At 71.4% G+C, this 26,941-nt stretch carries 26 protein-coding genes and 1 pseudogene; 10 read left to right on the top strand and 17 right to left on the bottom strand.

Going from position 1 to position 26,941, the window contains the following annotated elements; genetic code table 11:
* Positions 1–365: 365 nt before the first annotated feature.
* From CDO52_RS03125 to acs, 4 genes are all read right to left on the bottom strand, one after another.
* Entirely contained in the window at positions 366–977 is a 612-nt protein-coding gene (locus CDO52_RS03125; RefSeq protein WP_017621900.1) for a DUF309 domain-containing protein, read from the bottom strand.
* Between the two features lie 80 nt (positions 978–1,057).
* Entirely contained in the window at positions 1,058–1,969 is a 912-nt protein-coding gene (locus tag CDO52_RS03120; protein WP_017621899.1) for an alpha/beta fold hydrolase, read from the bottom strand.
* Positions 1,970–2,009: 40 nt separating this feature from the next.
* Entirely contained in the window at positions 2,010–2,444 is a 435-nt protein-coding gene (locus CDO52_RS03115) for a phage holin family protein (protein ID WP_033302439.1), read from the bottom strand.
* A 312-nt stretch (positions 2,445–2,756) separates the two neighbouring features.
* Positions 2,757–4,733: an acetate--CoA ligase gene (gene acs, locus CDO52_RS03110; protein WP_094932191.1), complete on the bottom strand. Its 1,977-nt coding sequence runs from the start codon at positions 4,731–4,733 to the stop codon at positions 2,757–2,759.
* Between the two features lie 135 nt (positions 4,734–4,868).
* Between acs and CDO52_RS03105 the strand changes: the two genes are divergently transcribed.
* The 5 genes from CDO52_RS03105 to CDO52_RS03085 all read left to right on the top strand — a co-directional run bounded on the left by CDO52_RS03105 (position 4,869) and on the right by CDO52_RS03085 (position 10,608).
* Positions 4,869–5,678, top strand: coding sequence for a Fic family protein (locus tag CDO52_RS03105; protein ID WP_026126449.1), 810 nt, complete (start codon positions 4,869–4,871; stop codon positions 5,676–5,678).
* A gap of 943 nt (positions 5,679–6,621) precedes the next feature.
* Positions 6,622–7,725: a septum site-determining protein Ssd gene (gene ssd / locus CDO52_RS03100; RefSeq protein WP_094932190.1), complete on the top strand. Its 1,104-nt coding sequence runs from the start codon at positions 6,622–6,624 to the stop codon at positions 7,723–7,725.
* The gene (locus CDO52_RS03095) at positions 7,722–8,969 is read left to right on the top strand and encodes a TadA family conjugal transfer-associated ATPase (protein ID WP_017621894.1); all 1,248 of its coding nucleotides are present in this window, start codon (positions 7,722–7,724) and stop codon (positions 8,967–8,969) included. The genes ssd and CDO52_RS03095 overlap by 4 nt, the downstream gene beginning before the upstream one ends.
* Complete coding sequence (locus CDO52_RS03090) at positions 8,966–9,865, top strand: type II secretion system F family protein (protein ID WP_232524370.1); 900 nt, start codon at positions 8,966–8,968, stop codon at positions 9,863–9,865. Before CDO52_RS03095 ends, CDO52_RS03090 begins: the two co-directional genes overlap by 4 nt.
* Positions 9,862–10,608: a type II secretion system F family protein gene (locus CDO52_RS03085; protein WP_017621892.1), complete on the top strand. Its 747-nt coding sequence runs from the start codon at positions 9,862–9,864 to the stop codon at positions 10,606–10,608. The genes CDO52_RS03090 and CDO52_RS03085 overlap by 4 nt, the downstream gene beginning before the upstream one ends.
* A gap of 1,140 nt (positions 10,609–11,748) precedes the next feature.
* On the opposite strand, the gene CDO52_RS03080 is transcribed toward CDO52_RS03085, so the two are convergent.
* The 4 genes from CDO52_RS03080 to CDO52_RS03065 form a co-directional block, all read right to left on the bottom strand.
* A complete protein-coding gene (locus CDO52_RS03080) occupies positions 11,749–12,114 on the bottom strand; it encodes an Rv3654c family TadE-like protein (protein ID WP_017621891.1) in 366 nt (121 codons plus the stop codon).
* A gap of 13 nt (positions 12,115–12,127) precedes the next feature.
* Positions 12,128–12,478: a TadE family type IV pilus minor pilin gene (locus CDO52_RS03075; RefSeq protein WP_017621890.1), complete on the bottom strand. Its 351-nt coding sequence runs from the start codon at positions 12,476–12,478 to the stop codon at positions 12,128–12,130.
* A gap of 10 nt (positions 12,479–12,488) precedes the next feature.
* Positions 12,489–12,692, bottom strand: a complete 204-nt coding sequence (locus CDO52_RS03070; protein WP_017621889.1) for a DUF4244 domain-containing protein — start codon at positions 12,690–12,692, stop codon at positions 12,489–12,491.
* 408 nt (positions 12,693–13,100) lie between these two features.
* Positions 13,101–15,341, bottom strand: coding sequence for a DEAD/DEAH box helicase (locus CDO52_RS03065; RefSeq protein WP_094932790.1), 2,241 nt, complete (start codon positions 15,339–15,341; stop codon positions 13,101–13,103).
* Positions 15,342–15,619: 278 nt separating this feature from the next.
* Here CDO52_RS03065 and CDO52_RS03060 point away from each other — a divergent pair, with 278 nt between their 5' ends.
* A complete protein-coding gene (locus CDO52_RS03060) occupies positions 15,620–15,967 on the top strand; it encodes an STAS domain-containing protein (protein WP_017621612.1) in 348 nt (115 codons plus the stop codon).
* A gap of 18 nt (positions 15,968–15,985) precedes the next feature.
* Positions 15,986–16,534 (top strand): ATP-binding protein, encoded by a 549-nt coding sequence (locus CDO52_RS03055; RefSeq protein ID WP_017621613.1) that lies wholly within the window; start codon positions 15,986–15,988, stop codon positions 16,532–16,534.
* Positions 16,535–16,682: 148 nt separating this feature from the next.
* Here CDO52_RS03055 and CDO52_RS03050 read toward each other — a convergent pair whose 3' ends face one another.
* The 4 genes from CDO52_RS03050 to nth form a co-directional block, all read right to left on the bottom strand.
* Positions 16,683–17,138, bottom strand: coding sequence for an ASCH domain-containing protein (locus CDO52_RS03050; protein WP_017621614.1), 456 nt, complete (start codon positions 17,136–17,138; stop codon positions 16,683–16,685).
* A 319-nt stretch (positions 17,139–17,457) separates the two neighbouring features.
* A complete protein-coding gene (locus CDO52_RS03045) occupies positions 17,458–18,636 on the bottom strand; it encodes a MarP family serine protease (RefSeq protein ID WP_026126382.1) in 1,179 nt (392 codons plus the stop codon).
* Between the two features lie 16 nt (positions 18,637–18,652).
* A complete protein-coding gene (locus CDO52_RS03040) occupies positions 18,653–19,336 on the bottom strand; it encodes an NUDIX hydrolase (RefSeq protein ID WP_017621617.1) in 684 nt (227 codons plus the stop codon).
* The gene (gene nth / locus CDO52_RS03035) at positions 19,333–20,073 is read right to left on the bottom strand and encodes an endonuclease III (RefSeq protein WP_026126384.1); all 741 of its coding nucleotides are present in this window, start codon (positions 20,071–20,073) and stop codon (positions 19,333–19,335) included. Before nth ends, CDO52_RS03040 begins: the two co-directional genes overlap by 4 nt.
* A gap of 300 nt (positions 20,074–20,373) precedes the next feature.
* Here nth and CDO52_RS03030 point away from each other — a divergent pair, with 300 nt between their 5' ends.
* Positions 20,374–21,060 (top strand): Crp/Fnr family transcriptional regulator, encoded by a 687-nt coding sequence (locus CDO52_RS03030; protein ID WP_198345820.1) that lies wholly within the window; start codon positions 20,374–20,376, stop codon positions 21,058–21,060.
* A gap of 111 nt (positions 21,061–21,171) precedes the next feature.
* Here CDO52_RS03030 and CDO52_RS03025 read toward each other — a convergent pair whose 3' ends face one another.
* The 4 genes from CDO52_RS03025 to CDO52_RS03010 all read right to left on the bottom strand — a co-directional run bounded on the left by CDO52_RS03025 (position 21,172) and on the right by CDO52_RS03010 (position 23,848).
* On the bottom strand, positions 21,172–21,981 hold the full coding sequence (locus CDO52_RS03025; RefSeq protein WP_017621620.1) for an MBL fold metallo-hydrolase: 810 nt from the start codon (positions 21,979–21,981) through the stop codon (positions 21,172–21,174).
* Between the two features lie 67 nt (positions 21,982–22,048).
* On the bottom strand, positions 22,049–22,912 hold the full coding sequence (locus CDO52_RS03020; RefSeq protein ID WP_017621621.1) for an NUDIX hydrolase: 864 nt from the start codon (positions 22,910–22,912) through the stop codon (positions 22,049–22,051).
* 301 nt (positions 22,913–23,213) lie between these two features.
* Positions 23,214–23,675, bottom strand: coding sequence for a RidA family protein (locus CDO52_RS03015; RefSeq protein ID WP_017621622.1), 462 nt, complete (start codon positions 23,673–23,675; stop codon positions 23,214–23,216).
* On the bottom strand, positions 23,675–23,848 hold the full coding sequence (locus CDO52_RS03010) for a DUF4177 domain-containing protein (RefSeq protein WP_017621623.1): 174 nt from the start codon (positions 23,846–23,848) through the stop codon (positions 23,675–23,677). Before CDO52_RS03010 ends, CDO52_RS03015 begins: the two co-directional genes overlap by 1 nt.
* A 71-nt stretch (positions 23,849–23,919) precedes the next feature.
* Between CDO52_RS03010 and CDO52_RS03005 the strand changes: the two genes are divergently transcribed.
* The gene (locus tag CDO52_RS03005) at positions 23,920–24,948 is read left to right on the top strand and encodes an ArsA-related P-loop ATPase (RefSeq protein ID WP_026126386.1); all 1,029 of its coding nucleotides are present in this window, start codon (positions 23,920–23,922) and stop codon (positions 24,946–24,948) included.
* Positions 24,949–25,021: 73 nt separating this feature from the next.
* Entirely contained in the window at positions 25,022–26,188 is a 1,167-nt protein-coding gene (locus CDO52_RS03000) for an ArsA family ATPase (protein ID WP_017621625.1), read from the top strand.
* 143 nt (positions 26,189–26,331) lie between these two features.
* On the opposite strand, the pseudogene CDO52_RS02995 reads toward CDO52_RS03000, so the two are convergent.
* Positions 26,332–26,613: pseudogene (locus CDO52_RS02995) on the bottom strand (WhiB family transcriptional regulator); the annotation flags it as partial.
* Positions 26,614–26,941: the final 328 nt, after the last annotated feature.

Genomic DNA, 26,941 nt, shown 5'->3' with positions numbered 1-26,941 from the left:
CCGCTCTGGATATGTGATCACACGGTGATCTTCAAAGTAGGAAATTTACCTTTATGGGCGGACATAATTCTCGTCCACCATCAGAATTGAAGCAACGAGACATTAGGGGTAAAAATCCACATACTGCCGCAAAAGCGGAATGCGTAACATCAGTAACAGCCAACGGCCGCAGCGGGTGAACACCCGCGGGCGATAATGGCGATGCCCCCCAATACGGTCCCTAGCCAACCCGACTTCGACGTCATCCGCCAGCGATTCGGCGAGGATGTGGCTCAGCGCACGCCGAGGTGAATGCGGTTGTACGTACCGCATACCCGGTAACTGCGCAGGTCAGACTGGCTTTGGCGCCGCCTGTCGCGGGTTTGCTAGGCGCCGCTCCGCGGATCGGCGCGGCGCAGGCGCAGTGCGGAGGTGTCGACCGGGATCACGGCTGCGTCACCGTTGCCGTCCTCGTCCGCTAAACCGCCGCCGATCCCCTCCGCTGGCTGTGTCCCATCGGCCAGCGTGTCGGCCACCGCACGCCCCTGGGCGGCGGCCCCCAGCGCGTCCACGCCGTGCGGAGCTGACGGCCCATAGGCGGCCACACGTTCGGCGCCACGGCGCAGCAGACGCTCGGCGCCGACGCGGTTGCCTCGCTGCGCGTGCGTCAGCCCAACGGCGACCTGAGCGAGCCCCCGCCACAGTTCGCGCTCGGGCTCCGGGGCCGCCTTCCAGACGGCCTCCAGGACCTCGTGGGCGTTGAAGGCGTAGCCGTCGTCCAGTAGCCGCTGGGCCTCGGTGAGCCCTTCCTCCGGGGTGAAGACCGCGTCATCTGGCACGCGTGGCACCCCGGGGGAGCCGTGCGGGAGCGGGCGCCCGAAGCGGTCGCGCGGGCGCTGGTTCTGCGCCCGGCCCTGGGGATCGCGGTCCCGGGCGGCCTGCGCCGTGTCCTTCTCGCCGGTGTTGCCGGTACTGCCTGCACCACTCGTGCCGCTCATGCCGTTCCTTTCCTCCCCCGCGCTGCGCGCATGCTCCGATTCGCGTGCTCGCGCCCCCGGTTCGCCCGCCGATCAGCCGCTCACGTGTCGGGCTCGGTGTCGTTCAACCAGCCTATGAGAGCGGAGTTGACGCGCTGCGGCTGCTCCTGGTGCGGGAAGTGCCCGGCCCCCTCGATCACCCGCCAGCGATAGGGGGCGTTGACGTAGCGCCCGGACCCCCGCGCCGTCGCCGGGAGCAGGTAGGAGTCCAGCGCTCCGTGAACGTGCAGGGTGGGCACTCCGATGAGGCGCTGCATGCGCCGCATGTAGCGCCGTCCGTCCGGGCGCACCTGGGAGCGGAACAGCCAGCGGTGGAACTCCAGGGAGCTGTGCGCCACCCCGGGGATCTGGAAGGCATCGCGGGTGCGGCGCTCCGTCGTGGGGTCCGGCCATCCGGGCCGCGACCAGTCGTGCAGCATCTCGGCCACGCGCGCGGCGTCGTGCGCGACGAGACGGCGTTCGGGGAGCATCGGCACCTGGAAGCCGAGGAGGTGCCGCCCGGCCCAGGCCTGTCCGGAGGACGCCAGCGCCCCGCGGAGTCGCAGGGGATGGGGCATGGAGAGGACCGCCAGGCGCCGCACCGACTTCGGAAAGTACGTCGCCATCGTCCAGCCGAGCAAGCCGCCGGAGGCGTGCCCGACGACGACGGCTTCGCCCTCGCCGAGGGCACGGATGAGCCCGGCGGCGTCCGATGCCAGGGTGACGAGGTCATAGCCGCGCGGCGGCTTGTCGCTGGCCCCGTAGCCGCGCAGGTCCACCGCGACCGCCCGGTATCCGGCCTCTGCGAGGGCCACCAGCTGCTCGTGCCAGGACCACCAGAACTGCGGGAATCCGTGCAGCAGCAGAACCAAGGGGCCGGTTCCGGCCTCGGCCGCGTGGAAGCGGGTGCCGGCGGCACTGACCGTCCTGTGCGTCCAGGGTCCATCGATCAGGACGGCGGACTCCTCAGTCATGGCTCATTGGCTGACCCGGCCCTCGCCCGCGGCGCGCGGCTCAGAGATCGGCCGGGTGCTCGCGCCGCAGCACCGCCATGGTCGTGGCCATGGTCGAGCTGGTCCGGGGCATCCCCTGGAGCCGTTGCAGCTTGCGCTGGCCGATGAAGATGAGTATCCCGGCGATCACCACGTAGAAGGCCGTGACGATGAGGAAGGCCAGCCAGGGGGCGAGGCCGAGGGCATACAGGGCGAGGCCTGCGGTGATCGACGCCAGGATGAGCACCATGTGGCCCATGACCGCGGCGACGATGAACAGCACGGAGCTTTTGGCGACCTGCCGCGCGTCCCGGGCGATCTCCAGCTTCGCGAGTTCCAGCTCCAGGCGCATGAGGCGGGAGAGGTTCCCGCTGGCCTCGGAGACGAGCTCTCCCAGCGAGCGCTCATCGGTATTGGGCGCCTCAGGCCCCTGGCCACCCGATCGGGTCTCGGGCATCGAGGTGGCTCCCTTCATTCCGGCAAACGTCACACGCATCCTTGCACATATCGCGCCACGTGCACCTCACGAGGCGCGCTTGACCGGACGGGCGCACCCGATCGGTGAGAAGCCGTGCCCCGGCGTAGCGCCGGGGCACGGGAGGGCGTGGGAGAGGCGGCGGGCACGGACGCGGTGCCCGGTGGGGCGCCCGCACGGGGTCGCCCGAGCGTCCCGCCGGGTGCCCGTTCGCTCGTTGCCCGCGCTATCCGAAGACCCGCTGGACCGCTGATCTTTTCCGGCCTCCCGCGCCCTCGTAGCTGCTCGCGGCCGCTACTCGTCGCCCTTCGCTTCGGGCAGCTTCGCCGCGATCACGTCCATCACCGAGGAGTCGGTGAGGGTGGTGACGTCGCCGAGCTGCCGGTTCTCCGCGACGTCGCGCAGGAGGCGGCGCATGATCTTGCCGGAGCGGGTCTTGGGCAGCTCCGGCACGACCATGACCTGGCGGGGCTTGGCGATCGGGCCGAGCGAGGCACTGACGTGGTCGCGCAGCTCCTTGACGAGGCCGTCACCGCCGTCCCCCGCCTCGCCGCGCAGAATCACGAACGCGACGATGCCCTGTCCGGTGACCGGGTCGCTGGCACCCACGACCGCCGCCTCGGCGATCTTGGAGTGGGAGACCAGCGCGGACTCCACCTCGGTCGTGGAGATGTTGTGGCCCGAGACGAGCATGACGTCGTCGACGCGGCCGAGCAGCCAGATATCGCCGTCCTCGTCGCGTTTGGCGCCGTCGCCCGGGAAGTACAGGCCCTCGAACCGCGACCAGTAGGTGTCCTTGTAGCGCTCCGGGTCGCCCCAGATACCGCGCAGCATGGACGGCCAGGGCTCGCGGACGACGATGAACCCGCCGCCCCCGTTGGGAACGGGCTTGGCCTCCTCGTCCACGACGTCGGCGACGATGCCGGGCACCGGACGCATGGCGGCTCCCGGCTTGCCCTCGGTGACGCCGGGGAGCGGGGAGACCATGATCGCGCCGGTCTCGGTCTGCCACCACGTGTCGACGATGGGCGTGCGGTCGCCACCGATGTTCTTCCGGTACCACATGTAGGCCTCGGGGTTGATGGGCTCGCCCACCGAGCCCAGCACCCGCAGGGAGGACATGTCGAACCCGGCGGGGATGTCCTCGCCCCACTTCATGAAGGTGCGGATGGCCGTCGGCGCCATGTAGGCGATGGAGACCCGGTACTTCTCCACGATCTCCCAGAAGCGGCCCTTGTGGGGGGTGTCGGGGGTGCCCTCGTACATCACCGAGGTGGCTCCGTTGCACAGCGGGCCGTAGACGATGTAGGAGTGGCCGGTCACCCAGCCGATGTCGGCGGCGGTCCAGAAGATGTCGGTCTCTGGCTTGAGGTCGAACACCGCCCAGTGGGTGTAGGCGACCTGGGTGAGATAGCCCCCGGTGGTGTGCAGGATGCCCTTCGGCTTCGCCGTGGTGCCACTGGTGTACATGATGTACAGCGGGTGCTCGGCGTCGTGCGCCTCCGCCGCGTGTTCGGTGCTCTGGCGGTCGACGACCTCGTGCCACCACACGTCGCGCCCGTCGGTCCAGTCGACGTCCTGGCCGGTGCGGCGCACGACAAGGACGTGCTCGACCGTGGGGCGGCTGGCGACGGCCTCGTCGACGGCCGGTTTGAGGGAGCTGGCCTTGCCGCGCCGGTAGCCGCCATCGGCGGTGACGACGACCTTGGCCTCGCTGTCGTCGATCCGGGTGCCGAGCGCGTCGGCGGAGAAACCGCCGAAGACCACCATGTGCACGGCGCCGATGCGGGTGCAGGCGAGCATGGCGACGACCGTCTCGGGGATCATCGGCATGTAGATGGCGACGCGGTCGCCCTTGGTCACGCCGAGTTCGAGCAGCGCGTTGGACGCCTGGCAAACCTGGTCTTTGAGCTGGGCATAGGTGATGGTGCGGGTGTCGCCGGGCTCGCCCTCCCAGTAGTAGGCGACCCGGTCGCCGCGCCCCGCGTCCACATGCCGGTCAAGGCAGTTGACGGCGGCGTTGAGCGTGCCGCCGGTGAACCATTTCGCGAAGGGCGGGTTCCACTCCAGCACCGTGTCCCAGGGCCGGCCCCACGTCAACCGGCGCGCCTGATCCTCCCAGAAGCCGAGGCGGTCGGCCTCAGCGGCCGTGTAGGTGTCGGCCGTGGCGTTGGCGTGAGCGGCGAGGTCCGCAGGCGGGGGGAACCTCCGCGACTCCTGAAGAAGGTTGGACAGTGTTTCGTGCCCCTGCCCCTGGGGAGTCTCAGCCACTGTTGGGTCTCCTCACTGGTGTGTCGTATGACTCAATAAACCATGTGGTCGAGACCACTTCATCAAGCGGGTGGTGTTACCCACAAGGGGAGGTGAGGACCACCCAGCTATTACTCACGCGTAGGGTTTGGGTTTGTGAGTGCATCGTCAGTGGATCCCTTGCAGCGGATCGCGGAACTTCCCGGCGTCGGCGAGGCCGTTGAGCAGGCGCGGGACGTCGTCGACCGCCTTCTCGGCCATCGCGTGCTGCGCCGTCGGAGCTCCGACGTCTCCATGGAGTCGGCGTTGCGGGGAGCACGCGCGTCCGCGCTTCTTGAGGGGGCCGACGCCGCCGTGGAGACCCTGGAGCACGTCCGCTCCGGGGCGAGCGAGGATCCTCGCGTCAAGGGCGCGCTCCGCGTCTCCGGTGAGCTGGGCACGCTGACGGAGACGTGGCCGAAGGCCCCACACCAGGTGCTCGCGCGGCTGCACACGCTGGCCGCCGCCGACGGTGTTCCGGCGGAGCGGCTGGGTCGGCCCCGCGCGCAGGAGGAGTCGGCGGACGATCCGCTGGGCATCGGTACCGCGCCCACTACCGCCGAGGTGGCGGCCCGGCTGCGCGCCCTGAACAGGCTGCTCTCCACCCGGTCGTCGGTTCCTGCGCTGGTGGTGGGCGCGGTCGTCCACGGGGAACTGGCCGCGCTGCGCCCGTTCGGGTGGGGCGACGGGATCATCGCGCGCGCCGCCGAGCGCCTCACGCTGATCGAGCGCGGGCTGGACCCGAAGTCGCTGGTGCCCTCGGAGCTGGGGCATGAGGAGTTGCGGGACGAGTACGGCCCCGCCCTGCGCGGCTACCTGACCGCGACACCGGAGGGCGTGGGGGCGTGGGTCGTGTACTGCTGCCGGGCGGTGGAGGCCGGCGCGCGGGACTCGCTGGCGACGTGTGAGGCGCTGAAACGCGGCTGACATCCACGATCCACGGACTCGGCACCGGGGGCCGCGGACGCGGTGAATGGTCGGAACATACGAACGGGCGCCACGGGTCTCGGTTGGATTACTTTTCCGACGACGAGAACGGCTACTCCGCGCATTCAGTGGGGGTGCGCGGAACATGCGAGCGGCGCCCCGCCGACCCGATGTGGCCGATTCAAGGCGCCGCCGCTGACACGTCTCAACGAGTTATCATGCGTGCAAGTTATATCGTCCGACCAGGCGAAACGTCTGGCCTGGACCTGCCTCCCGCGGCTTAGTGACGCGTGGGTACCCGGGAGCCGTGTCTGGTGGCCCGTGTCCACCTTCAATTCCTTTCTACGCCTGATCAGGGGCTTTGAAAAGACCCCTCGTCTCGGCAATCTCCCATCGCCTTCCCCTCACCCGGACCCCGCGACGGCCATCGTGGTAACGTTACGTGCTAGGTCTGTCACTTGGATTGAGAGTATGTCCGATCATCCGTCTCGGCGTGGATCCCCTGCCACGAAGTCGATTCCGGGTCGTCGGAGCGCACCCCTAGTTCCCCGCGTTATGGTCTGCGCACCTAGCGCATCTCCCCAACTCGTGTGACGATGTGGTCACCGGCCCGGAGCCCGAGCGAGTTCCCGGCCGCCGCTTCTGTAAGCCTCCCTGGAATACGGAGCCGGCTCTACCCCCCGGAGCCGGACCGTACGACGGCCCCGCCATCCCCCGGCGGGGCCGTCGCCACGTCCGCTGCCATTCCTGTCGGCTATTCCGGGCCCTTCCCTATCTCTTCGCCGCCGCTTCTCCTCCGCACCCGCCGGGCCGAAGGCGCCAATCGAGAGACTCCACGCCGCCATTCGGGAAAGTCATCCACAGGTTGTGGATCGAACTTTCCCGGATGCTCCGTGGCCGGTGATCGTGGTTCTCCCGACCGCACACGCAGGGAGAACCCACAATGGATGTCCCGACCGCCCCGCGCCCCCTCGTCATCACCGATGCCCCCGAACTCCTCGACGACCTGCTGCGGCTGGCCGCAGCCGCCGCCATCGACGTCACCGTCGCGCACACCACCGCCCACGCCGGGCGCGACTGGTCCCAGGCGCCCCTCATCGTCGCCGGGGCCGACCTGCTGCCCGCGCTCGCCGACCTCGAACCCGAACCGCACCTGAACGTCGTCGCCGCGGGGCGCGACGGCCTCAGATACGCGGCGCCCGACCACCCCGTCGGCACCGCCGCTCGTCGCGTCGGCGCCCGCGCCGTGTTCTCGCTCCCCCATGACGAAGCCGCCCTGGCCGAGCTGTTCGCCGAGTCCAGCCGACCTCGGGCGGGCAGGGCACCGGTGGTCTCGGTCATCGGTGGCCGCGGCGGCGCGGGCGCGAGCCTGCTCGCCATCGCGCTGGCGCTCGGAGGTGCGCGGGCCGGGCTGTGCACGGCGCTGATCGACGCCGACCCGCTCGGCGTCGGCCTCGACGTGCTCCTCGGCGAAGAGCACGCAGAGGGCGGCCGGTGGGGCGATCTGCTCGCGCGAGAGGGACGGATGGACTGGTCGGCCGTGCGCGGCGCACTTCCCGTCGTACGCGGACTCTCGCTGCTCACCTGGGAACGCGGAGCGGCGCAGCCGGTGCCCACCCCCGCGATGCGGGCCGTGCTCACCTCGGCCGCGCACGGCTCCGATCTCGTCGTGACCGACCTCCCCCGGGCCCTGGACGCCGGGGCGGAGGAGGCACTGCGCCGCACCACCACCGCGCTGCTCGTGGTCCCCGCGGCGGTGCAGGCGGTGATGGCCGCTCAGCGGCTCGCGCCGCGGCTCCGCGACCATGTGGCCGACGTACGCGTTGTGACCCGCGCGGCCGATGCCGATCTGCCCGCCGCCGATATCGCCCGCGCTCTGCGCCTCCCGCTCGCCGACGACATCGCGAAGGAGCGCGATCTGACCGCCGTCCTCGATCGCGGTGACGCCCCGGCCGACCACCGCGGTTCCCCGCTGGCGAGGTTCGCCGACCGCTTCCTCGCCCGCCTGCGGGCGGAGCACCCCGCCGAAGCGGGGGCCGCCCGGTGAACGCCACCGCGCCACGCTCCGCACCGGCGCCCGCCCCCGATCCCGCGCTCCTGGCCGCCGTCCGCGCCCGACTGGTCCGCGAGGGCGCCGAGGCGAGCCCCGCCCGGGTGGCCGCGGCCCTGCGCGCCGAGGGCGACGTGCTCGGCGACGCCGAACTCCTGTCGATCGTCCGGCTCCTCCGCGCCGACCTGGCCGGGGCGGGTCCGCTCGACCCGCTGCTCGCCGCCCCCGAGATCACCGACATCCTGGTCAACGGCCCCGACGGGGTATGGATCGACGACGGCCACGGGCTGCGCCGCACCACCGACGTGCGCTTCCCCGATGACGACGCCGTCCGCCGCCTCGCCCAGCGCCTGGCCGCTCAAGCCGGGCGCCGCCTGGACTCGGCCGCACCCTGGTGCGACGCCCGGCTGCCATCCGGCGCGCGGTTCCACGCGGTTCTTCCCCCGATCGCGCCGGAGGGGGTCTGCCTCTCCCTGCGGCTGCCCCGGCACCGCGTGTTCTCCCTCGCCGAGCTGGTCGCCGGCGGCACGGTTCCCGCGATCGGCGCGCGGCTGCTCCAGTCCCTGATCTCCGCGCGGGCCGCGTTCCTCATCTGCGGCGGCACCGGCACGGGCAAGACCACGCTGCTGTCCACCCTCCTCTCCCTCGTCGACCCAGCGGAGCGCATCGTGCTTGTCGAGGACTCGGCGGAACTCGGCCCCGAGCACCCGCATGTCGTCCGGCTGCAGGCACGCCCACCCAACATCGAGGGGACCGGCGAGGTGAGCATGCACCAGCTGGTCCGCCAGGCACTCCGAATGCGTCCCGACCGCCTCGTCGTGGGGGAGGTACGCGGCGCCGAGGTCGTCGACCTCCTGGCCGCTCTCAACACCGGGCACGAGGGCGGCGCATGCACGCTGCACGCCAACACGGCGGCCGATCTGCCCGCGCGTATCGAGGCGCTGGGCTGCGCGGCCGGGCTCGGGCGCGAGGCGGTGCACAGCCAGCTCGCCGCGACCCGCGTGCTGGTCGTTCATGTGGTCCGCGATCCGGGCGGGCGGCGCCGCGTGGCCGAGGTGCGTGTCCTGCACCGTGACGCCTCCGGCCTGGTGACAACGGTTCCCGCCGTGACCTTCCCGGCCGATGGCACGGTCGCCGAGCACGTCGGCATCTCCGAGCTCACCGCCCGTGTCGGTCACGGGTGGCGCCGACCCGTCCCCGTCTCCGCGACCTCGAACCCGACCCTTGGCGGTGACCGTTGATCGACACCGTAGGAACCCCCAGCCGTATTCTGCTCCCCCTGCGTGGCGCCAGCGATGTGCCGCTTCCGCTCGACGCACTCGATCCGCTGTCGGGGTGGGCCGCGGCGCCGCTCCTCCTCAGCGCCGTCGGATACGTGCTCGCCCAGTCCCTGCCGAGCTCTGCCACGGCCCGCCTCCGCGCGCTCTGCCGCGTCGCCGCCGGCACACCGGCACGAGGTCCCGGGCATCCGGGGCGCCGGGACCGTCCACTCGACGGGCAGGCACGCCCCTGGACCCTTGCGCCGGTGCGGATCGGCCGACACCTCCTCCACCGCCTCGTCGGCCGCGACCTGATCCGCAGGCGCCGGGCCGTCGTCGAGCTCACCCGGAGCTTCGCCGCTGAACTGCGTGCGGGCCGCGCTCCGGCCGCCGCCCTAGAGTCCGCCATCACCGATGCGGACCCTCGCGTCACGGCGGAACTCGCCCCCGTGACGGCGGCGGCCCGCGCGGGTGAGGATCTCGCGCCCGCACTCGAAGCCACCGCCGCCCTGCCTGGGACGGCCGGACTCCGCTATCTCGCCGCCTGCTGGCGGGTGACCGCCGGTACCGGTGCCGGGCTCGCCGACGTCGTCGACCGTCTCTCCGAGAGCCTGATGCGTGAGGAGGAACTGCGCCAAGAGCTGACCGCCCACCTCGCCGGGCCCCGCACGACCGCTCTGCTCCTGAGCGTCCTTCCCGTCGCCGGGCTGGCCATGGCCTCGCTCCTCGGCGGCGGAGCGCTGGCGTTCCTGTTCGGCACGCCGCTCGGCCTCGCCTGCCTGGCGACGGGGGTCGCCCTCGACGTCCTCGGGCTGTACTGGACCGACCGCATGGTGCGCCGGACGTCGGCCTCCTTCACGTCGAGGGCGGGACGGTGACGGCGCTGGAGGTCGGCGTCATCGTTTTGGCCGTGACAGCCGTCCACCTGCTCATCCGCCCCTCCCCGCGATCGGTCGCGCGGCGTCGCCTGGCCGCACTCTCCCGGGAGGCGTCCGCTTCCCCAGATACCGTGCGCCTCAGCCGTCCGGTCACGCGAACGGCCGTCCCCCTGCTGATCGGACTGGCCGCCTTCGCCGTGGTCGGCCCTGTGGGCGGCGTCGGCGCCGGGCTCATGGCCGGGTGCCTGATCTGGTGGCGGAGGCGCCGAGGCGACGCCCGCTCCCGGAAGGACGAGCAGGCGCGCATCGCCGCCGAGCTTCCGGTGACCATTGACCTTGTCGTCGCGGGCCTGCGGGCGGGCTGCACGATGGAGGGGGTCCTGGCGGCCGTCGCCACAGCAGTGGGCGGTCCCCTCGGCCGCCTCCTGGGGGAGGCGGCCGAACGGCTCCGTCTCGGTGCGGATCCCGCGTCGGTCTGGCGCGAGCTGGGCGCTACCGAGGAGCTGGCCCCCGTGGGCCGGGTCATGGCCCGGGCCGCCGAGACCGGAGCACCCGTCGCCGACATCCTGGAGCGGCATGCCGCCGAGGCCCGGCGCAGCGCACAGAGCGCGGCCCTTGCCCGCTCCCAGAGGCTCGGTGTCCTGGTGGTCGCTCCCCTCGGACTGTGCTTCCTGCCCGCCTTCGTCCTCATCGGCGTGGTTCCCCTCGCCGCCGGACTCATCTCCGAGCTGGTCCCCGGGTGACCCAGGCCGTGTTTTTCGAAACATTCCGGGCTCGCGGCCGTCCGGAACGATGTTCGCTGCGCCGCTCCGGACGGCCGCCCGCTGATCCGAAAGCATTCAGGAAACACGGCCTAGCGCCGGGTGTCGCTTCTGCGCCGCCCTCGGTAGGACGGCGAGAAGCGCGGCCAGCCGATACTGAGCCGCAGTGCCAAGGTGGCACCAAGCAGCAGTGCCAGGCACCAGGTGGCCGCCGTCCCTACAGCTCCTGAGGCGGTGCTCAACAGGGAATCAGCCGGGGCGTAGCCGAAGCGCACGAGGCCTCGGTTCTTCGTCGCCGCGGACGTCCCGCCTTCCCCCGCACCTGCTGCGGCCGATCGGCCGCCCGTCGATTCCGCGGCCGAAGGGGACGCTGAGGGCGAGGGCGGCGAATCAGGCTCCTCCGCACCGTCGGACGGCGGTGACGCCGAGGTACCGCGTGAAGGGTGCGTCTTCTCCGCCTCGTGGCCGGCACGCCCGGTGCGTCCGCCACCGCCCCCGACGACGGGAATTCGCGGGCCGTTGATGATCTCCCCGGGTTGCGGCACGGCTCCAGGACGGATCCCGAGGTCCGGCGCGGGGTCGGACGCCGACTCCGTGGACGCGGGCCGAGGCTCCGGCCTGGGACGCGGCACGGGCGGCGGAACAGGCGGAGGGTCCGGACGCGGGCGCGGTACCGGGTGGGGCGGACGGGTGGGCACCGCCGGTACCGGGAAACGTGCGGTCGGCCGCCCGTCGCGGGACCGAGGTTCCGCCCCGTGCGGCCATCCGGGGACGCCGCCGCCCCAATCGAGCCCCGGCGAGGGGCCGTGTGCGTCGGGGCGATGGCGGTGTCCGCCCATGAGCGACGGCCCGGACTCGAGATCGGTGGTCGAGAACCCGGTACACCCCACGATGGCGGCGACCACGAGCGCCGCCGGGCCCAGCCTGCGCGTCCGACGGCCAGCCGGAGGTACCGCGGGATGTGGGGGTGGACCGGGCATGTCTCTCACCAGGGCGGCGATACGGAGGACGACCTCGCGGGGGATGTCGGAGAGCTGGAGGTTCATACGCACCTGCCTTCGGCACAGCGGGAGGTTTTCGGCACGGCGGGAAAGCTGAGGAAGGTGGTCAGGGGGCACCGGCTCATTCGGCCGTCATCGGCCCCGCCCGAGCCTCGGCGGGGACCGAACCCGGCCACATGCGGGCGGGAACATCCACCTCCACGCGCAGGGTGAGCCCCGTCAGCGCGCAGTCGACGAGCCGGGCGCCGTTGGCCCGCGCCACCTCACGTGCGACCGCGCAACTGCGCCGCCGCCCGTGGGCCGCCTGTTCGGCGCCCGCTAGTGCGGCGAGATCGGCGGCGGTGGCGGACCTGTGCCGATCGGTACGCACGCTCGCCACGAGCACCGCGGCGAACGCGCTGAACCAGATGACGGCGCACAGGGTGAGCACCCAGACCGTGCCGGAGCCGAGGTCGGATCGGCGGCGAGGGACGGACACGACACGCATGGGCGGGCTCCTGTCAGCTAGAGGGGCCGAACTGCCGAGTCGAGCTGCTGGGTTCGAGCGGGGTCGCGGCCTCGCCGACGACGTCGATCGGCACGGTGACCTCCGAGCCGAGCCGGACCGGCGCGCTCACCGCGACCCGGGCGAACCCGCCGTCCTCGGAGAGCTCGGCATCGGCCGCGTCCGGCGCCACGTTGGCGACCAGCGCCACCACCGCGTCCTCGGACTCGCCCCGGGCAAGGGCCCGCGCACCGATACGCGCCGCGTCGACGCACGCCAGCTGCACGGTGACCGCCTGGACAGCGGCGAGGCCGACCCCCAGAACAAGGACGAGGGAAGGGAGAGCCACGGCCGTCTCGGCGGTCACCGTGCCCCGGTCACCCGCCCGACTGCAGGGCATCGGTGACCATCTGGGTCAGCACATCGCGCACCTCGGAACTGGTCAGGATGGCGAACAGCACGGCCGCGAAAGCACACGCGGCGACCGTCCCCAGGGCGTACTCCGCGGTCGACATGCCGCGGTCGGTTCCGCTCCACGGGGAGTGCTCGGCCGGGGGCGGCGAGGCGACGGACCGGCCCACGCCGCGGCTGTGGGCACAGCAGCGAAGAATCAGTGCGGCGAGGTGTCGGGGGCGGGTGCCCGATGAAAACCGGGTACTCAGGGACAACGTGCTCAAGGACCAGGTGCTCAAGGACAACACTGCAGCCTCCTACGAGTAGGACCGGCCACACGCGACGCAGGGAAGCCGCGTGGGCTGCACCCAGGCTGCGCCAGCTTGATCAGCAGGCGGAAGAAGAATTTCCCGCCTGTGGATAACTCGGGGACCGCGCCCGGTCGTCGCCGGCGACCGGACTGTGGCGGAACGCCACGCTCACGGCACAGCATCGCCCCTGACAGCACCGACCCTGACAGCACCGACCCTGATCGAGGTCGACTCTCGACCGAGGGGCCCATGCCCGCCGCCGGGCACGTTCCGGAGCCGAGCGCGTCAGCTGCTCTGCGCGCCGTCGGCGAGGAGTTCGTCCAGGAGCCGCAGGGCGCCGGACTTGCTGAGGGGGTCGTTGCCGCTGCCGCACTTGGGCGACTGGATGCACGAGGGGCAGCCGTCCGCGCATTCGCAGTCGGCGATCGCCTCACGGGTGGCCGTCAGCCAGGCCTGGGCGGCGGTGTAGCCGCGTTCGGCGAAGCCGGCGCCGCCTTCGTGGCCGTCGTAGACGAACACGGTGAGTCGGCCGGTGTCGGCGTGCAGGGCGGTCGAGACGCCGCCGATGTCCCAGCGGTCGCAGGTCGCGAAGAGGGGGAGCAGCCCGATGGCGGCGTGTTCGGCCGCGTGGGCGGCTCCACGGAGGTCGACGTCGGCCTTGCGCAGCCGATCGGCGGCGTCGGTGGCCAGCGTCCACCACACCGCGCGTGAGTTCAGGGTGCGTTCCGGGAGGTCGAGCGGCTGCTCGCCGAGGACCGAGCCGGTGCGGACGTCGCGCTTGAGGTAGCCGACGACCTGGCGGGTGACCTCGACCTCGCCGAAGTGGACGGTGGCCGACGGGCCCCAGTCCTCCTCCCGCTGTGTACGCAGGATCTGGATCTCGGTGACATCGCGCGCCCAGGTGCTGTACTCGGGCATCTCCCCGTGCACCAGAGCCACGCCCTCCTCCAGGTCGAGCTCGTCCACCACGTAGGTCAGGCCCTGGTGCAGGTAGACCGCGCCGTCATGGACGGTGCCGTGTGCGGCGGCCTGGTCGACCGTGCCCAGGAGCTGCCCGCTCTCAGAGTCGACGATCTGCACGGGCGGACCGCCCGTTCCCCGAAGGTCGGCCAGGTCGCTCGCGCGCTCGCGGCGCGTCCAGAACCAGCCGCGGGGCCGGCGTCTGAGCAGTCGCCGGCCCACCAGATCGGCCAGCACCGCCTCCGCACCGGGGCCGAAGATCGCCAGATCGTCGGATGTCAGCGGGATCTCCGACGCCGCCGCGCACAGGTGCGGCCCCAGCACGTACGGATTGTCGGGGTCGATGACCGCCGCCTCCACCGGCCGGCCGAAGATGGCCTCCGGGTGGTGCACGAGGTAGGTGTCGAGCGGGTCGTCGCGGGCGATGAACACCGCCAGGGCGTCGTCGCCCCGCCGTCCGGCGCGCCCCGCCTGCTGCCACAGCGACGCCAGGGTGCCCGGCCAGCCGGTCATCAGCACGGCGTCCAGGCCGGTGATGTCGACCCCCAGCTCCAGAGCGCTCGTCGTCGCCAGCCCCAGCAGTTCCCCGCTGCGCAATGCGTCTTCCAGCTCCCTGCGGTCGGTCGCCAGGTACCCGGCCCGGTAGGCGGCCACCCGCCGGGACAGGCCGCGCGTCGGGGAATCGCTCAGGACGCGCTGCGTCGCCATGGCGACGGTCTCGGCGGCCTGCCGGGAGCGAACGAACGCGAGCGTTCGCACGCCCTCCTCGACGAGCCCGGCGAGGATGTCGGCGGCCTCGGCGGTGGCCGTGCGGCGCACCGGGGCGCCGTGCTCCCCCTGCTGCTCGGTCAGCTCCGGTTCGACGAGGGCGACGCTGAGCGCCGCGCGCGGTGACGCGTCCTCGGTAACCGCGCGCACCGGCAGGCCGATGAGGCGGCTCGCGCTCTCCTCCGGGGTGCCCGTGGTCGCCGAGGCCAGGATGAAGGTCGGCTCACTGCGGTAGCGGGCGCTGACCCGCCGCAGCCGCCGTATGATCTGCGCCACGTGGGAGCCGAAGACCCCGCGGTAGCGGTGCGCCTCGTCGATCACGATGTAGCGCAGCCGCCGCAAGAATCCCGACCACGCCGCGTGCCGCCCGAGGATGGCGTGGTGCAGCATGTCGGGGTTGGTCAGTACGTAGTTGGCGTGCGCGCGGATCCAGGCGCGCTCCTCTCCCGGGGTGTCGCCGTCGTAGGTCGCCGCCCGTAGTCCGGGAATGTCGAGATCACTGAGAAAACGGCGTTGATCTGCGGCGAGAGCTTTGGCGGGGGACAGGTAGAGTACGGTCCCGCCCTGCTCTACGGCGTCCGCGCACGGGAGCAGAAAGCCCAGCGACTTTCCCGACGCTGTGCCCGTGGCTATGATCACATTGCTACCGGAGCGAGCGAGGTTCGCAGCGGCGATCTGGTGCGTCCACGGCGCCGAGACCCCCGTCTCGGCCAGGCGTTCCAGAACGGAGGAGGGTGCCCATTCTGGCCAGTCTTCACTTACTCCGTCGCTACGTGCCAGCCGCTCCACATGTGTCACCTGCGAGTTCCGGGTATGGACTCGCCACAGCCGGTGGAGGGTCGACTCCCACTGATTCACCCCGAGCCCTTCCTCGGTGAGCTCCGCCTCCTCACATGGATGGCGGCTGACGGATGGACGGTTTCAGTGTGGCATCTGGGGGAAGAGACGCGCGGTGTCGTGGTTTTCTTGGGCATAACAGGAAGACGCGATGCACGCGCGTGGTTGAATGCCGCCGTGTGGGGTAACGCCCGGCAGAGATCACTCGCGGTTTTTCGCGGTTCGGCGCTGGAGGACTAGTGGACTTGAAGCTTGATCACTACACCAAGGACGACACCGAGGTCGTCGTCGTCGAGGGTGAGATCGACGTCTATACCGCGCCCAGGCTGCGTGAGCTCCTGATCGATCTGGTCAACAAGGGCAACTTCCACCTCGTGGTGAACATGGAGAAGGTGGAGTTCCTCGACTCGACGGGTCTCGGCGTGCTTGTGGGCGGTTTGAAGCGCGTGCGCGCCCACGACGGCACGCTCGACCTCGTCTGCACCCAGGAGCGAATCCTGAAGATCTTCCGGATCACCGGGCTGACCAAGGTCTTCGGCATCTACGAGTCGGTGCAGGAAGCCATCGACAAACGTAAGTCCAAGTAGTCACGTAACGAGCAAACGATGGCACTCGTCCAGCTCACGATCAGCGCGCTGCCCGCCCATGTGCGCACGGCCCGGCTCATGGCCACGGCCGTGGCACGGCGTGCGGGCATATCCGAAACCGCCCTCGACGAGATTCGTTTGGCGGTCGGTGAAGCGTGCTCCCGTGCGGTGGAGGCACACCGTGCGCACTGCCCCGACCAGCCGATCCAGCTCGAACTGATCGACAGCGCGGCGCCCCGGCCCGACGGTCCCCAAGGCAGTGCACCGGCTGCGGTCCCACAGAACGGGCGTGCCGCCCAGCGTTTCGAGGTCGTGGTCTCCGACCGAGCCCCGGTCAAGGAACCGAGCTCGACGGTGAACCATCACGTGCCCGGTGGCGCGGGGATCTTTCTGGGCGACCAGACTCCGCCGGGCGGTGTCTCGGGGCTCTCCCCCGACGTTGGCCTCGCGGTCATCGTCGGTCTCGCCGACGAGGTCAGCATCGAGCCCAACGACGACGGCACCGTCGTCCGGATGAGCTGGCCTCTGGGTCGAACCGAGCCCGAGAGCACGCAACTCGTCGACTGACGGACACAGCGGGCGTCCACTCCGCCGCGGAGTGGACGCCCGCTGTGCTCTGTGCCGCGCCGTACCGCGCCCGCGCCATGCCGCCCGCCGGTCCTGCCGCCGCTCCGCCGTTCCCGGGCCCTCAGCGCCCGCTGTACGCGTCCGCGCGTCAGCTGCCGTCCCGGAGCACCGCCTGGACCCGGAAGCGCTCCAGGACGACCTCAGTGGCGTCGTCCACGGTGAAGTCGGGGTCACCCAGCTCCGCGCGCATCTGTGCGCTGTGCCAGAACTCCTCGTGCGCCGCGCGCCACTCCGCTACCGTGCCGTGGCCTTCCCCCTCGGCCGCCACGTGCGCCTCGTCCACCTCGTGGAGGGGAACGACGCGCATGTCGGTCGTCTCGATGACGGCCACCGAACGGCCCGCGGAATCGACGAGCAGCGCCTGATCACCCGTCTGCGGCGGTTGCTCCCCCGCCCCCTCGTACGCGGCGAGCAGCGCGGTCGTGCCGGTCTTGCGACCGTCCAGGATCGCGGCGACGAGCCTGTCGCGCATCGGGCCGGGAAAGCCGAACTCGGCCGTGGGGAGCGAGGCGAGCGCGAAGCGCATGGTGCTGGCGAACGACATGCGGCAACCCTAAGCCGCCCTACCGGCGCGTAACCGCGCCTCTGCGCGACGGGTCACACCGCAATCCTTGTGGAGTCCAGCATCGAGCCGCGAGGGAGACCTCGCTCACAACCCGCGGGCGGCCTCCACCTCATCCCCCCACAGTGCCGCGCGCCTCCTCGGTGGTGCTTCGTGATCCGCGCAGGTCGAAGGTCCGCCCGGGTTCCGCGTGATCGATCGGACCGGTGAACCGGGCGCCCGGCCTCGGGTGGGGCGTGGCGCTGCCCAGAACCGTCAGTTCCACGTCCCGAACCGCCCTTCCCTTCGCCTGTGGACGCCCTCAGTCGCACTGCTGCGGCGACACCGGCTGCGTCGCGGTGGCCCCCGTCCGCGCGTTCTGCGCGATCTCGTCGGCGGTGAGGACGTAGCCGGTCTCGCCCTCGTTGGTCGCGGCGGCGAACACGACGCCGTACACCGTGCCGTCGGGCGAGAGCAGCGGGCCGCCGGAGTTGCCCGGCCGGACCACCGCGCGCACCTGGTAGATCTCCCTGCTGACCTGCTGGGAGTGGTAGAAGTCCGGCCCCTGCGCGGTCTGCCGGGCGCGGATCCGGGCAGGAACGGCGGTGAACCCGTTGTTGCGTGGGAACCCGGCGACGACCGCGTCGTCCCCCTTCGCCGCCTCCGGCTCGAAGTCCAGCGGTTCGAGCCCCATGCCGGGCACGTCGAGCACCGCGATGTCCTGCTGCGGGTCGTAGAGAACGATCGTGGCGGGGATCTGCCGGCCGGAGCGCGTGACCACGCGCAGGTCCTGGGTGACCCCCGCGACGACGTGCGCGTTGGTCATGACGCGGTCCTCGGCGTAGGCGAATCCGCTGCCCTCGACCCGCCGCTGGCACGACGGCGCGGTGCCCAGCACCTTGACGACGCTCTTGCTGGCGTCGCGCAGCTCCCCGGTGTTGAGCACGTCGGGGTCGGGCGGGTCCACCTCGGCGGGCTCGCCCGAGCCCAGACCGCTGAAGACCTGCGGGAAGGCGCTCTGGTCGACGATCTTGCGGAAGGTGGAGAACCACATGTAGGCCGTGTCGGGCATGACCTGGTCCACGGCCTGCAGCACGCGCGAGCGCTGCACCTCGTTGTTGAGGACCGGGATCGCGGAGTTGGCCACGGCGCTGCCCACCAGCCAGGCCACGAGCAGCACCGACACGGTGCTGACCAGCGCTCCGCCCATCGCGTCCAGCACACGCGCGGAGTCCCAGGTGACGCGGTTGCGCACGACCGTGCCGAGGTAGGAGGCGAGGAACTGGCCCATGGCCGCCGACAGGAACACCACGGCGATCGCCAGCAGCGCCTGGCGGCCCGGGTCGACCACGAACGACTGGATCAGCGACGGAGCGCCGAGGGCGGCGAGGACGCCGCCGCCGATGAACCCGGCGAAGCTCAGGATCCCGACGATGAACCCCTGCCGGTACCCCGAGACCGCGAAGAGCAGCACCAGGACGACCAGCGCCAAATCCAGCACGATGCCCTCCATCACGTCACGCCGTTCCGCCGTCCGGCCGTACCAGGTCACTTATAGGCACGATCTCCCCGCTGCCGTGGTTCGGCAGCGGGGACTCCCAACCGCCCAGCACGAGCAGGCGGTACAGCAGCCCGGCGGTGAAGCCCCACACCAGCATGCCGCGCACACGGAACGCCGGGCCGATGGTCCCATCCGGATGACGCACACGCACCCGGTTCACCGGATCGGCGAGCTCCGCCACGGGGACCCGCTCGACCCCCGCGACCTCCCCGGCGTCGGCCGGATGCACCGCCGAGGGGGTGTGCCACCACGCCAGGACCGGCGCGACCCGAAAGCCGCTGCGCTGGATGTAGAGCTCGGGCAGGAGGGCCAGCGTCTCGATCCCGTCAGGATTCAGACCGGTCTCCTCCACGGCCTCGCGCAGCGCGGCCTCCTCCGGGCCGTCGTCGGCCGGCTCGATCCTGCCGCCGGGGAAGGCCGGCTGGCCGGAGTGCCGCCGCAGCCCGTCGCTCCGCTGGATGAGCAGCACATCGGGGCCGGTGTCGCCCTCCGCGAAGAGGATGAGGACGGCCGAGGCGCGCCCGCCGCTCGCGGGCGGGCGCATCACGGTCGGGACCGGCATGCGCCGCGCGGCGTCGGCCAGCCGCTCCAGCCACGCGGGGGCGGCGGTATCGCGTTCCTGGCTCCGCTCCGCGCTCATGAGAACGGGCCGTTCCGAACGAGCTTGCGCGCGGTCTCCTCGTCCGTCGGCCCCTCGCCGAAGGAGGGACACAGCCGCGCCAGCTCACAGGCCCCGCACGCCGGGCGGCGGGCGTGGCAGACGCGGCGGCCGTGCCAGATGAGCCGGTGGGACAGCATGGTCCAGTCCTTGGGTGGGAAGAGCGCGCCGACCTCGTGCTCGACCTTGACGGGGTCGGTCGCCTCCGTCCAGCGGAAGCGGCGGACCAGCCGTCCGAAGTGGGTGTCCACGGTGAGTCCTGGGACGTCGAAAGCGTTGCCGAGCACGACGTTTGCCGTTTTCCTCCCAACACCGGGTAGTCTCACCAGGGCATTCAGAGTTCCGGGGACATCGCCGCCGTGCCGCTCGCACAGCTGCTGTCCCAGGCTGATAATGCTGTTCGCCTTGGCTCGGAAGAAGCCCGTGGAGCGAATGATCCCCTCTAGTTCCTCCCGGTCGGCGGCCGCGTAGTCGGCCGCGGTCCGGTACCGCGCGAACAGCGTCGGAGTGACCGCGTTCACCCTCTTGTCGGTGCACTGCGCGGACAGGATCGTGGCGACCAGCAGTTCGAGCGGATTGGTGAAGTCGAGTTCACAGTGCGCGTCCGGGTACAGCCGGGTCAGTTCCCGGTTGATGCGACGGGCGCGACGCACCAGCGCGAGCCGCGATTCGCCCGTGGGAGACGCGGGGGCTTCGGTCGACTCGGCTGGCGTAGGGATAGTGGAAGGGTCACCGGACACACCCAAAGCCTACGTACCCCGCGACCGTTCGGCGGGCCGGGGAACGCAAGAAACCGACGATGATGACGCATCGTCCGGCCTCGGTGACGGAGATTATGTCGGCAATATCAGGAGATCGGCGGGGTCAGCACCGTCCGGGACGCTAATGCATCTAAGATCAGAAATGCCGACGTCGGCTGTGGCGGGTTGTCACCCAGGCGACAAGCCGAGGTAACCACCTGGTTTCACACTGGGGTGCGATATACGTCACACTGTTGACGGTCAGGTTGCAAGGAGGACGTGGTGGACGAGACCAATGAGGTGCTGCGGAAGGCGCCTCTTTTCGAAGCACTCGACGAGGAGGGCGCCGCGGCGCTGCGCGCTTCGGTCAGCGAGGTTCGCCTCGGCCGGGGACAGACGCTCTTCTCCGAAGGGGATGAGGGCGACCGTCTCTACGTGATCCTCAGCGGAAAGGTCAAGCTGACCCGTACCGCCGTCGACGGCCGAGAGAACCTGCTGAGCGTGCTCGGCCCGAGCGAGATGTTCGGTGAGCTTTCGCTGTTCGACCCGCGCCCGCGGACGGCCAGCGCCGTCGCCGTGACCGACGCGGTGCTCGCCGGGCTGGGCCACGATGACCTGCGGCCCTTCATCGCCGGGCAGCCCCAGGTGTCCGTGGAGCTGCTCAAGGCCCTGGCGAACCGGCTGCGCCGGACCAACGACGCCATGTCGGACCTGGTGTTCACCGACGTGCCGGGGCGCGTGGCCAAGGCCCTGCTCGACCTTGCCGACCGTTTCGGCAAGGAGGGCGAGGACGGCCTGCACGTGCACCACGACCTCACCCAGGAGGAGCTGGCGCAGCTCGTGGGCGCGTCGCGGGAGACCGTCAACAAGGCGCTCGCCGAGTTCGCTCTGCGCGGCTGGCTGCGGATCGAGGCGAAGGCCGTCGTGCTGCTGGACGTCGAGCGGATGCGTCGCCGCGCGCGCTGAGCATCCCCGATCACGATCCGAGCCCGGCCGAGTGCCGGGCTCGTCGTGTGTCCGGTCGGCCCGTGGCCGAGGTCCGCGACCCTTCGCACCTTCCTCGGGCGGACCGGCGGATCAGACGTCGCCGATCTCCGGGGGGATGTCGCCGCGCTTGGCCAGGTAGTGCAGCTGGGCCCGGACCGATGACTCCGCAGCTGGGACCAGCGACGGCTCGATCTCGGTGTAGACGCGCGCGACGATCTCCCTCGGTGTCCGGTCACCGGACCGCACCGCCGCCGTGACCTGGGACAGCCGCTCCTCGCGGTGCCCGATGTACTCCTCGATCTTCTCGAGCCCCTCGGTGCAGATGGGGCCGTGGCCGGGGAGCAGCGCCCGGATGTCGGTCCGGCGCGCCAGGTCGCGCAACCGGTCCAGCGACTCCATGTAGGAGGCCAGGCCGCCGTTGTCGTCGAGCACCGTGCTTCCGCGGCCCAGGACCGTGTCGCCGGTGAGGATGATGCCGTCGGCCGGAACGTGGACGGACACGGAGTCGGCGGTGTGCCCGGGCGTCGCCATGACGTGCAGCTCCAGGCGGTCGACGCTGATCGTCTCGCCGTCGGCCAGCGCCTCCCCGCCGATGCACAGCGCGGGGTCCACAGCGCGCACCGGCGCCCCGGTGAGCTCGGAGAAGTAGCGGGCGCCCTCGGTGTGGTCGGCGTGGTGGTGGGTCAGCAGGGTGACGGTGACCTGGGCCCCCTGCTCCTGGACGGTGCGCGCCACGCGCTCCAGGTGCCGCTCGTCGTGCGGCCCGGGGTCGACCACGGCCACGCCGCGGGCGCCGGGTTCGCGCAGTATCCAGGTATTGGTCCCGTCAAGCGTCATGGGTCCGGGGTTGGGGCACAGTACGCAGCTCGCGCGCAGTGTGCCGGAGCCGTCGATCCTCATCGCACCTCGTCTCTCGCTGGGAGGCCACCGGACCGGAACGCCGCCGCGGCCCGGTGACGGGGGATCGTCATAGCGGATAGTCGACACCGTCGGGAACGACCAGGCGGAACCGCCCGTCGATCTCGCGCAGCTCGGGTTCGATCGGCCGGATCTCGCCCCGCTCGGCCGCCATCACCCCCACAAGCGTGCCGCAGGCGGCCAGGTCCTTACAGGTGGAGACGGTGGGCGGCAGCATGCGCAGCTCGCCGCGCTCCCATCCGGCCACGGCGTCGGCCGGACGCATCCACGCGACACGGTCGGCCTCGCCGCCCACGTCCCGGGTCTGCTGTCCCTCGGGCAGCGCGGCGGCGAAGAAGCGGGTGTCGTAGCGGCGGGGCTCCACCTTCGGGGTGATCCACTGCGACCACGCCCGCAGCAGGTCCGAGCGCAGCACCAGCCGCCGTTTGTCGAGGAACTCGGCGAACGAGAGGGAGCGGTCGATGAGGGCCTGGCGGTCGGCCTCCCAGCCGTCGTCCCGGGTGTCGGCGACGACGTCGTCCGCCGATGTGCCCGCCAGGAGCACGCCCGACTCCTCGAAGGTCTCCCGCACCGCCGCGCAGACCAGTGCCCGCGCCAGCGGTTCGGTGGCTCCGAGCCGCTCGGCCCACGCACGCGGCGTGGGACCGGCCCAGCCCACGTCCGTCGAACCAGCACGGGGGTCGGCGTCGCGCTCGTCCACCCCGCCGCCGGGGAACACGTAGGCGCCGGGGGCGAACGGCATGGAGGAGGCACGCCGCAGCAGGTAGACCTGCAGGTCGCCGCGGCCGACGCGGCTCCCGGGCGCGGGGGAGGGGCCCTCGCGCAGCAGCATGACCGTCGCCGCGGGGCGGGGCTCCGCGGGGGCGATCCGCCCGCTCAGGATGTCGCGGACCCGGGAGTGCTCGGTCGTCATCGTCGTCCTCCTGGGGTGCGGGTGAACAGCCATGGTGTGGACGGTTTGCGGGGGCGGTCTGTATGGGCGGTTCATGTGGGCCGGATCGTGGCGGGGTCGGCGTGCCTCCGGATGCGGTGTTCCTCGACGGCGGTGTTCTTTGGCAGCGGTGTTCTTTTTGTCAGCACTGCCGGTCGTCGGCGCCGACCTCCCGTTTCAACGACAACGGCCGGCCCCGGGCGGATACACACGCTTCGTCACCATCATCTCGCGTGCACTCTTCCCGAGACCGGCGCGGGTGCGCAATCCTCTCCGGGGCGCCTCAGGCGACCTCGACGATCAGCTCGACCTCGACCGGGACGTCCAGCGGCAGCGCCGCGACGCCGACCGCGCTGCGGGCGTGCACGCCGACGTCACCGAAGACCTCGCCGATGAGCTCGCTGGCCCCGTTGATGACCTGGGGCTGGCCGGTGAAGGACGGGTCGCTGGCCACGAACCCGACCAGCTTGACCACGCGCTTGACCTTCGACAGGTCACCGATCTCCGCCTTGACCGCGGCGAGCGCGTTCAGGGCGCAGATGCCCGCGAGCTCCTTCGCGCGCTCCGGGGTGACCTCGGCACCGACCTTGCCCGTGCCCGCGGGTTCCCCCCGCACCACCGGCACCTGGCCGGAGATGTAGACGTGGTCGCCGGTCCGCACCGCCGGGGTGTAGGCGGCCAGCGGCTTGACCACCTCGGGCAGGGTCAGCCCGAGCTTCTCGATGCGCTCCTCCGGAGTCGCCATCAGGCCTTCTCCCGCTTCATGTAGGCGACCAGTTGCTGGTTGCGCGGGTCGGCGTCCACGGCCGGCGCCGGGATGACGGCCACCAGCTCCCAGCCGTCCTCGCCCCAGTTGTCCAGGATCTGCTTCGTCGCGTGCGACAGCAGCGGAACCGTCGCGTATTCCCACTTCGTCATGGGCGACACCTTACTCACCACAGGCCGGTGATGATCGGCGCGCCCGCCGCCGCGCGCATAAACTCCCAGGGATGAGCGCGCGCGATCGGGACTGGGATGGCGTCCGGCTGCATGTCGTGACCGGAAAGGGAGGAACCGGCAAGACGACCCTGGCCGCCGCCCTCGCCCTGGCGCTGGCCTCCGGAGGCCGAAAGGTGCTGCTGGTCGAGGTCGAAGGCCGCCAGGGCATCGCCCAGCTCTTCGACTGCCCGCCGCTGCCGTACGAGGAGCGGAAGGTCGCGGTCGCGCCGCGGGGCGGGGACGTCTACGCGCTCGCCGTCGACGCCGAGGCCGCCCTCCTCGACTACCTGGAGATGTTCTACGGCATGCGTCGCGCCGGGCAGGCGCTCACCCGGTTCGGCGCGGTGGACTTCGCGGCCACCATCGCGCCCGGGATGCGCGACGTCCTGCTCACCGGCAAGGCCACCGAGGCGGTCCGCCGCCGGGTCGGCGCCGACCGCAGACGCGGGGGCGGCCGCGAGGGATCGCCGGAGCCGTTCGTGTACGACGCCGTGGTGATGGACGCGCCGCCCACCGGCAGGATCGCCCAGTTCCTCAACGTCAACGCCGAGGTGGCCGGGCTGGCCCGGGTCGGCCCCATCCGCAACCACGCCGACAAGGTCATGGAGACGATGCGGTCGCCGGAGACGATGGTGCACTTCGTGACCCTGCTGGAGGAGATGCCGACCCAGGAGGCCGTGGACGGCGCCGCCGAGATCCGCGACGTCGGGCTCAGCGTCGGGGCCATCATGGTCAACATGGTGCGCGACCCGCTGTTCGACGCGGCGTCGCTGGCGGCGGCCGAGGCCGGGGACCTCGATGTCGAGTCGCTGGCCCGGGGGTTGAAGGCCGCCCGGCTGGAACAGCCCGAGCAGATGGCGCGCGAACTCGCCGCCGAGATCACCGACCACGCGCTCCGGATCAAGGTGGAAGCCGGGATCCGGGAGCGGCTCACGCGGTTGGAGCAGCCGCGCTACGAGCTTCCCTACCTCAACGACGGCATCGACCTCGCCGGACTCTACGCCCTGGCCGAGCGGCTGCGGGAGCAGGGAGCGGCATGAGCGCCCCGACGTCGGTCCGGGGCGGAGCGCGGTGTGGGTAGTGAATGGCGAGGGACGGACATGAGGGACGGACATGAATGAGGCGCCACCCTTCGACGTCGACGCGCTGCTGACCGATCGGCGCACACGGATCGTCGTCTGCTGCGGCTCCGGCGGTGTCGGCAAGACGACCACGGCGGCGGCCCTCGGCCTGCGGGCGGCCGGGCACGGGCGCGACGCCGTCGTCATCACGGTCGACCCGGCCCGGCGGCTGGCCCAGTCCATGGGGCTCACGGAGCTGGACAACATCCCGCGGCGGGTCCCGCTGCCGCCCGGCGCGGACGGGACCGCTCCCCCCGGCACGCTGCACGCGATGATGCTCGACATGAAGCGCACCTTCGACGAGATCGTCGAGGCGCACGCCGACCCCGAGCGGGCCCGGCAGATCCTGGCCAACCCCTTCTACCAGTCGCTGTCCTCCAGCTTCACCGGGACGCAGGAGTACATGGCCATGGAGAAGCTGGGCCAGCTGCGCCAGTCGGGCGACTGGGACCTGATCATCGTCGACACCCCGCCCAGCCGTTCGGCGCTGGACTTCCTCGACGCGCCCGAGCGCCTCGGCCGCTTCCTCGACGGCCGACTCATCAAGTTCCTCAGCGCCCCTGCGAAGACGGGCGCGTTCCGGCTGCTCGGCGCCGGGTTCGGGATGGTCACCGGTGTCATCAGCAAGATCGTCGGCGCTCAGGTGCTGAAGGACGTGCAGACCTTCGTCACCGCGTTCGACGCCGTGTTCGGCGGGTTCCAGGAACGCGCCGAGGAGACCTACCGGCTGCTGCAGGCCCCCGGGACCGCGTTCATCGTGGTGGCCACGCCCGAGAGCGACGCGCTGCGCGAGGCGTCGTACTTCATCGAACGTCTCGGGCAGGACCGCATGCCGCTGGCCGGGGTGATCGTCAACCGGACCCACAGCACCGTGGTGCGGAGCCTGTCGGCGGCGCGCGCGTCGGCGGCGGTCGAGACGCTGGTGGACGCCGGCAACCACCAGCTCGCGGCCGCGGCACTGCGGCTGCACACCGAGCGGGCACGGCTGCGGGATCGAGAGGAGCGGCTCCGGGGGCACCTCACCTCGGCCCACCCCGCGGTCCCCCTCACCGAGGTACGGGCGCGCCCAGAGGACGTGCACGACCTCGACGGACTGCGCGAGATCGGTGCGGCGCTGGCGGATACGGGGGACCGTCCGGAGGCCGGACGCCGGGGGTGACGCGAGGCGAGGCGGGAGGGTCAGCGCGTCAGCGCTCCGCCCCTTTCCCTGCTGTCGGTGCCCTTCGGCGCGCTGGGACCGCCCTGCCGCTGCTTCAGTGACGCGGTGAACCGGTCGGAGCCGCGGGGGGCGGGGGCACCGGGGTCGCCGTCACGTTCGTACTTGTCGCGTGCCGACTCCAGCAGGGCACGCCACGAGGTGACGTCGGGGCGACGGCGAAGCAGCGCCCGCCGCTCACGCTCGGTCATTCCGCCCCAGACTCCGAACTCGATCCGGTTGTCCAGCGCGTCGGCCAGGCACTCGGCGCGCACCGGGCAGCCCCGGCAAATGAGTTTGGCCCTGTTCTGGGCCGCTCCCTGCACGAACAGCGCGTCGGGATCGGTCTCCCGGCATATGGCGCGCGTGCTCCAGTCCGTGATCCACATTGGTGCCCCACTCCCAAGATCAACGTGTGTTTCGTGGTGTGGCCGACGGGCGCGGTCGTCGGCGGGGCGGGAGGGAGATCGGCGGACGGTGCCGCTCGCGGAGTCCGGCAGGGGCCGACGCCGCACGGGCCGCCGAATTTCGGCCCGGTGTGTCCCTCCTCACCGCTGTGGTCGAAACTACGGATCAGTGGCCGGAAACGACAGGCCTCTTTGGGCCTATTTCCGATATAGCCCGGGCGTGTCATCCCGCCCCCGGTGTGAGTCACATTTTCGGTACGCAGGGTGATGGATTGTCTGTCAACCGCAGCCCTTCACCAGGCGTCGTCTA

The sequence above is a fragment of the Nocardiopsis gilva YIM 90087 genome (assembly GCF_002263495.1).
In the GTDB taxonomy this organism is placed as follows: domain Bacteria; phylum Actinomycetota; class Actinomycetes; order Streptosporangiales; family Streptosporangiaceae; genus Nocardiopsis_C; species Nocardiopsis_C gilva.
This window is presented reverse-complemented; position numbering and strand designations above follow the sequence as displayed.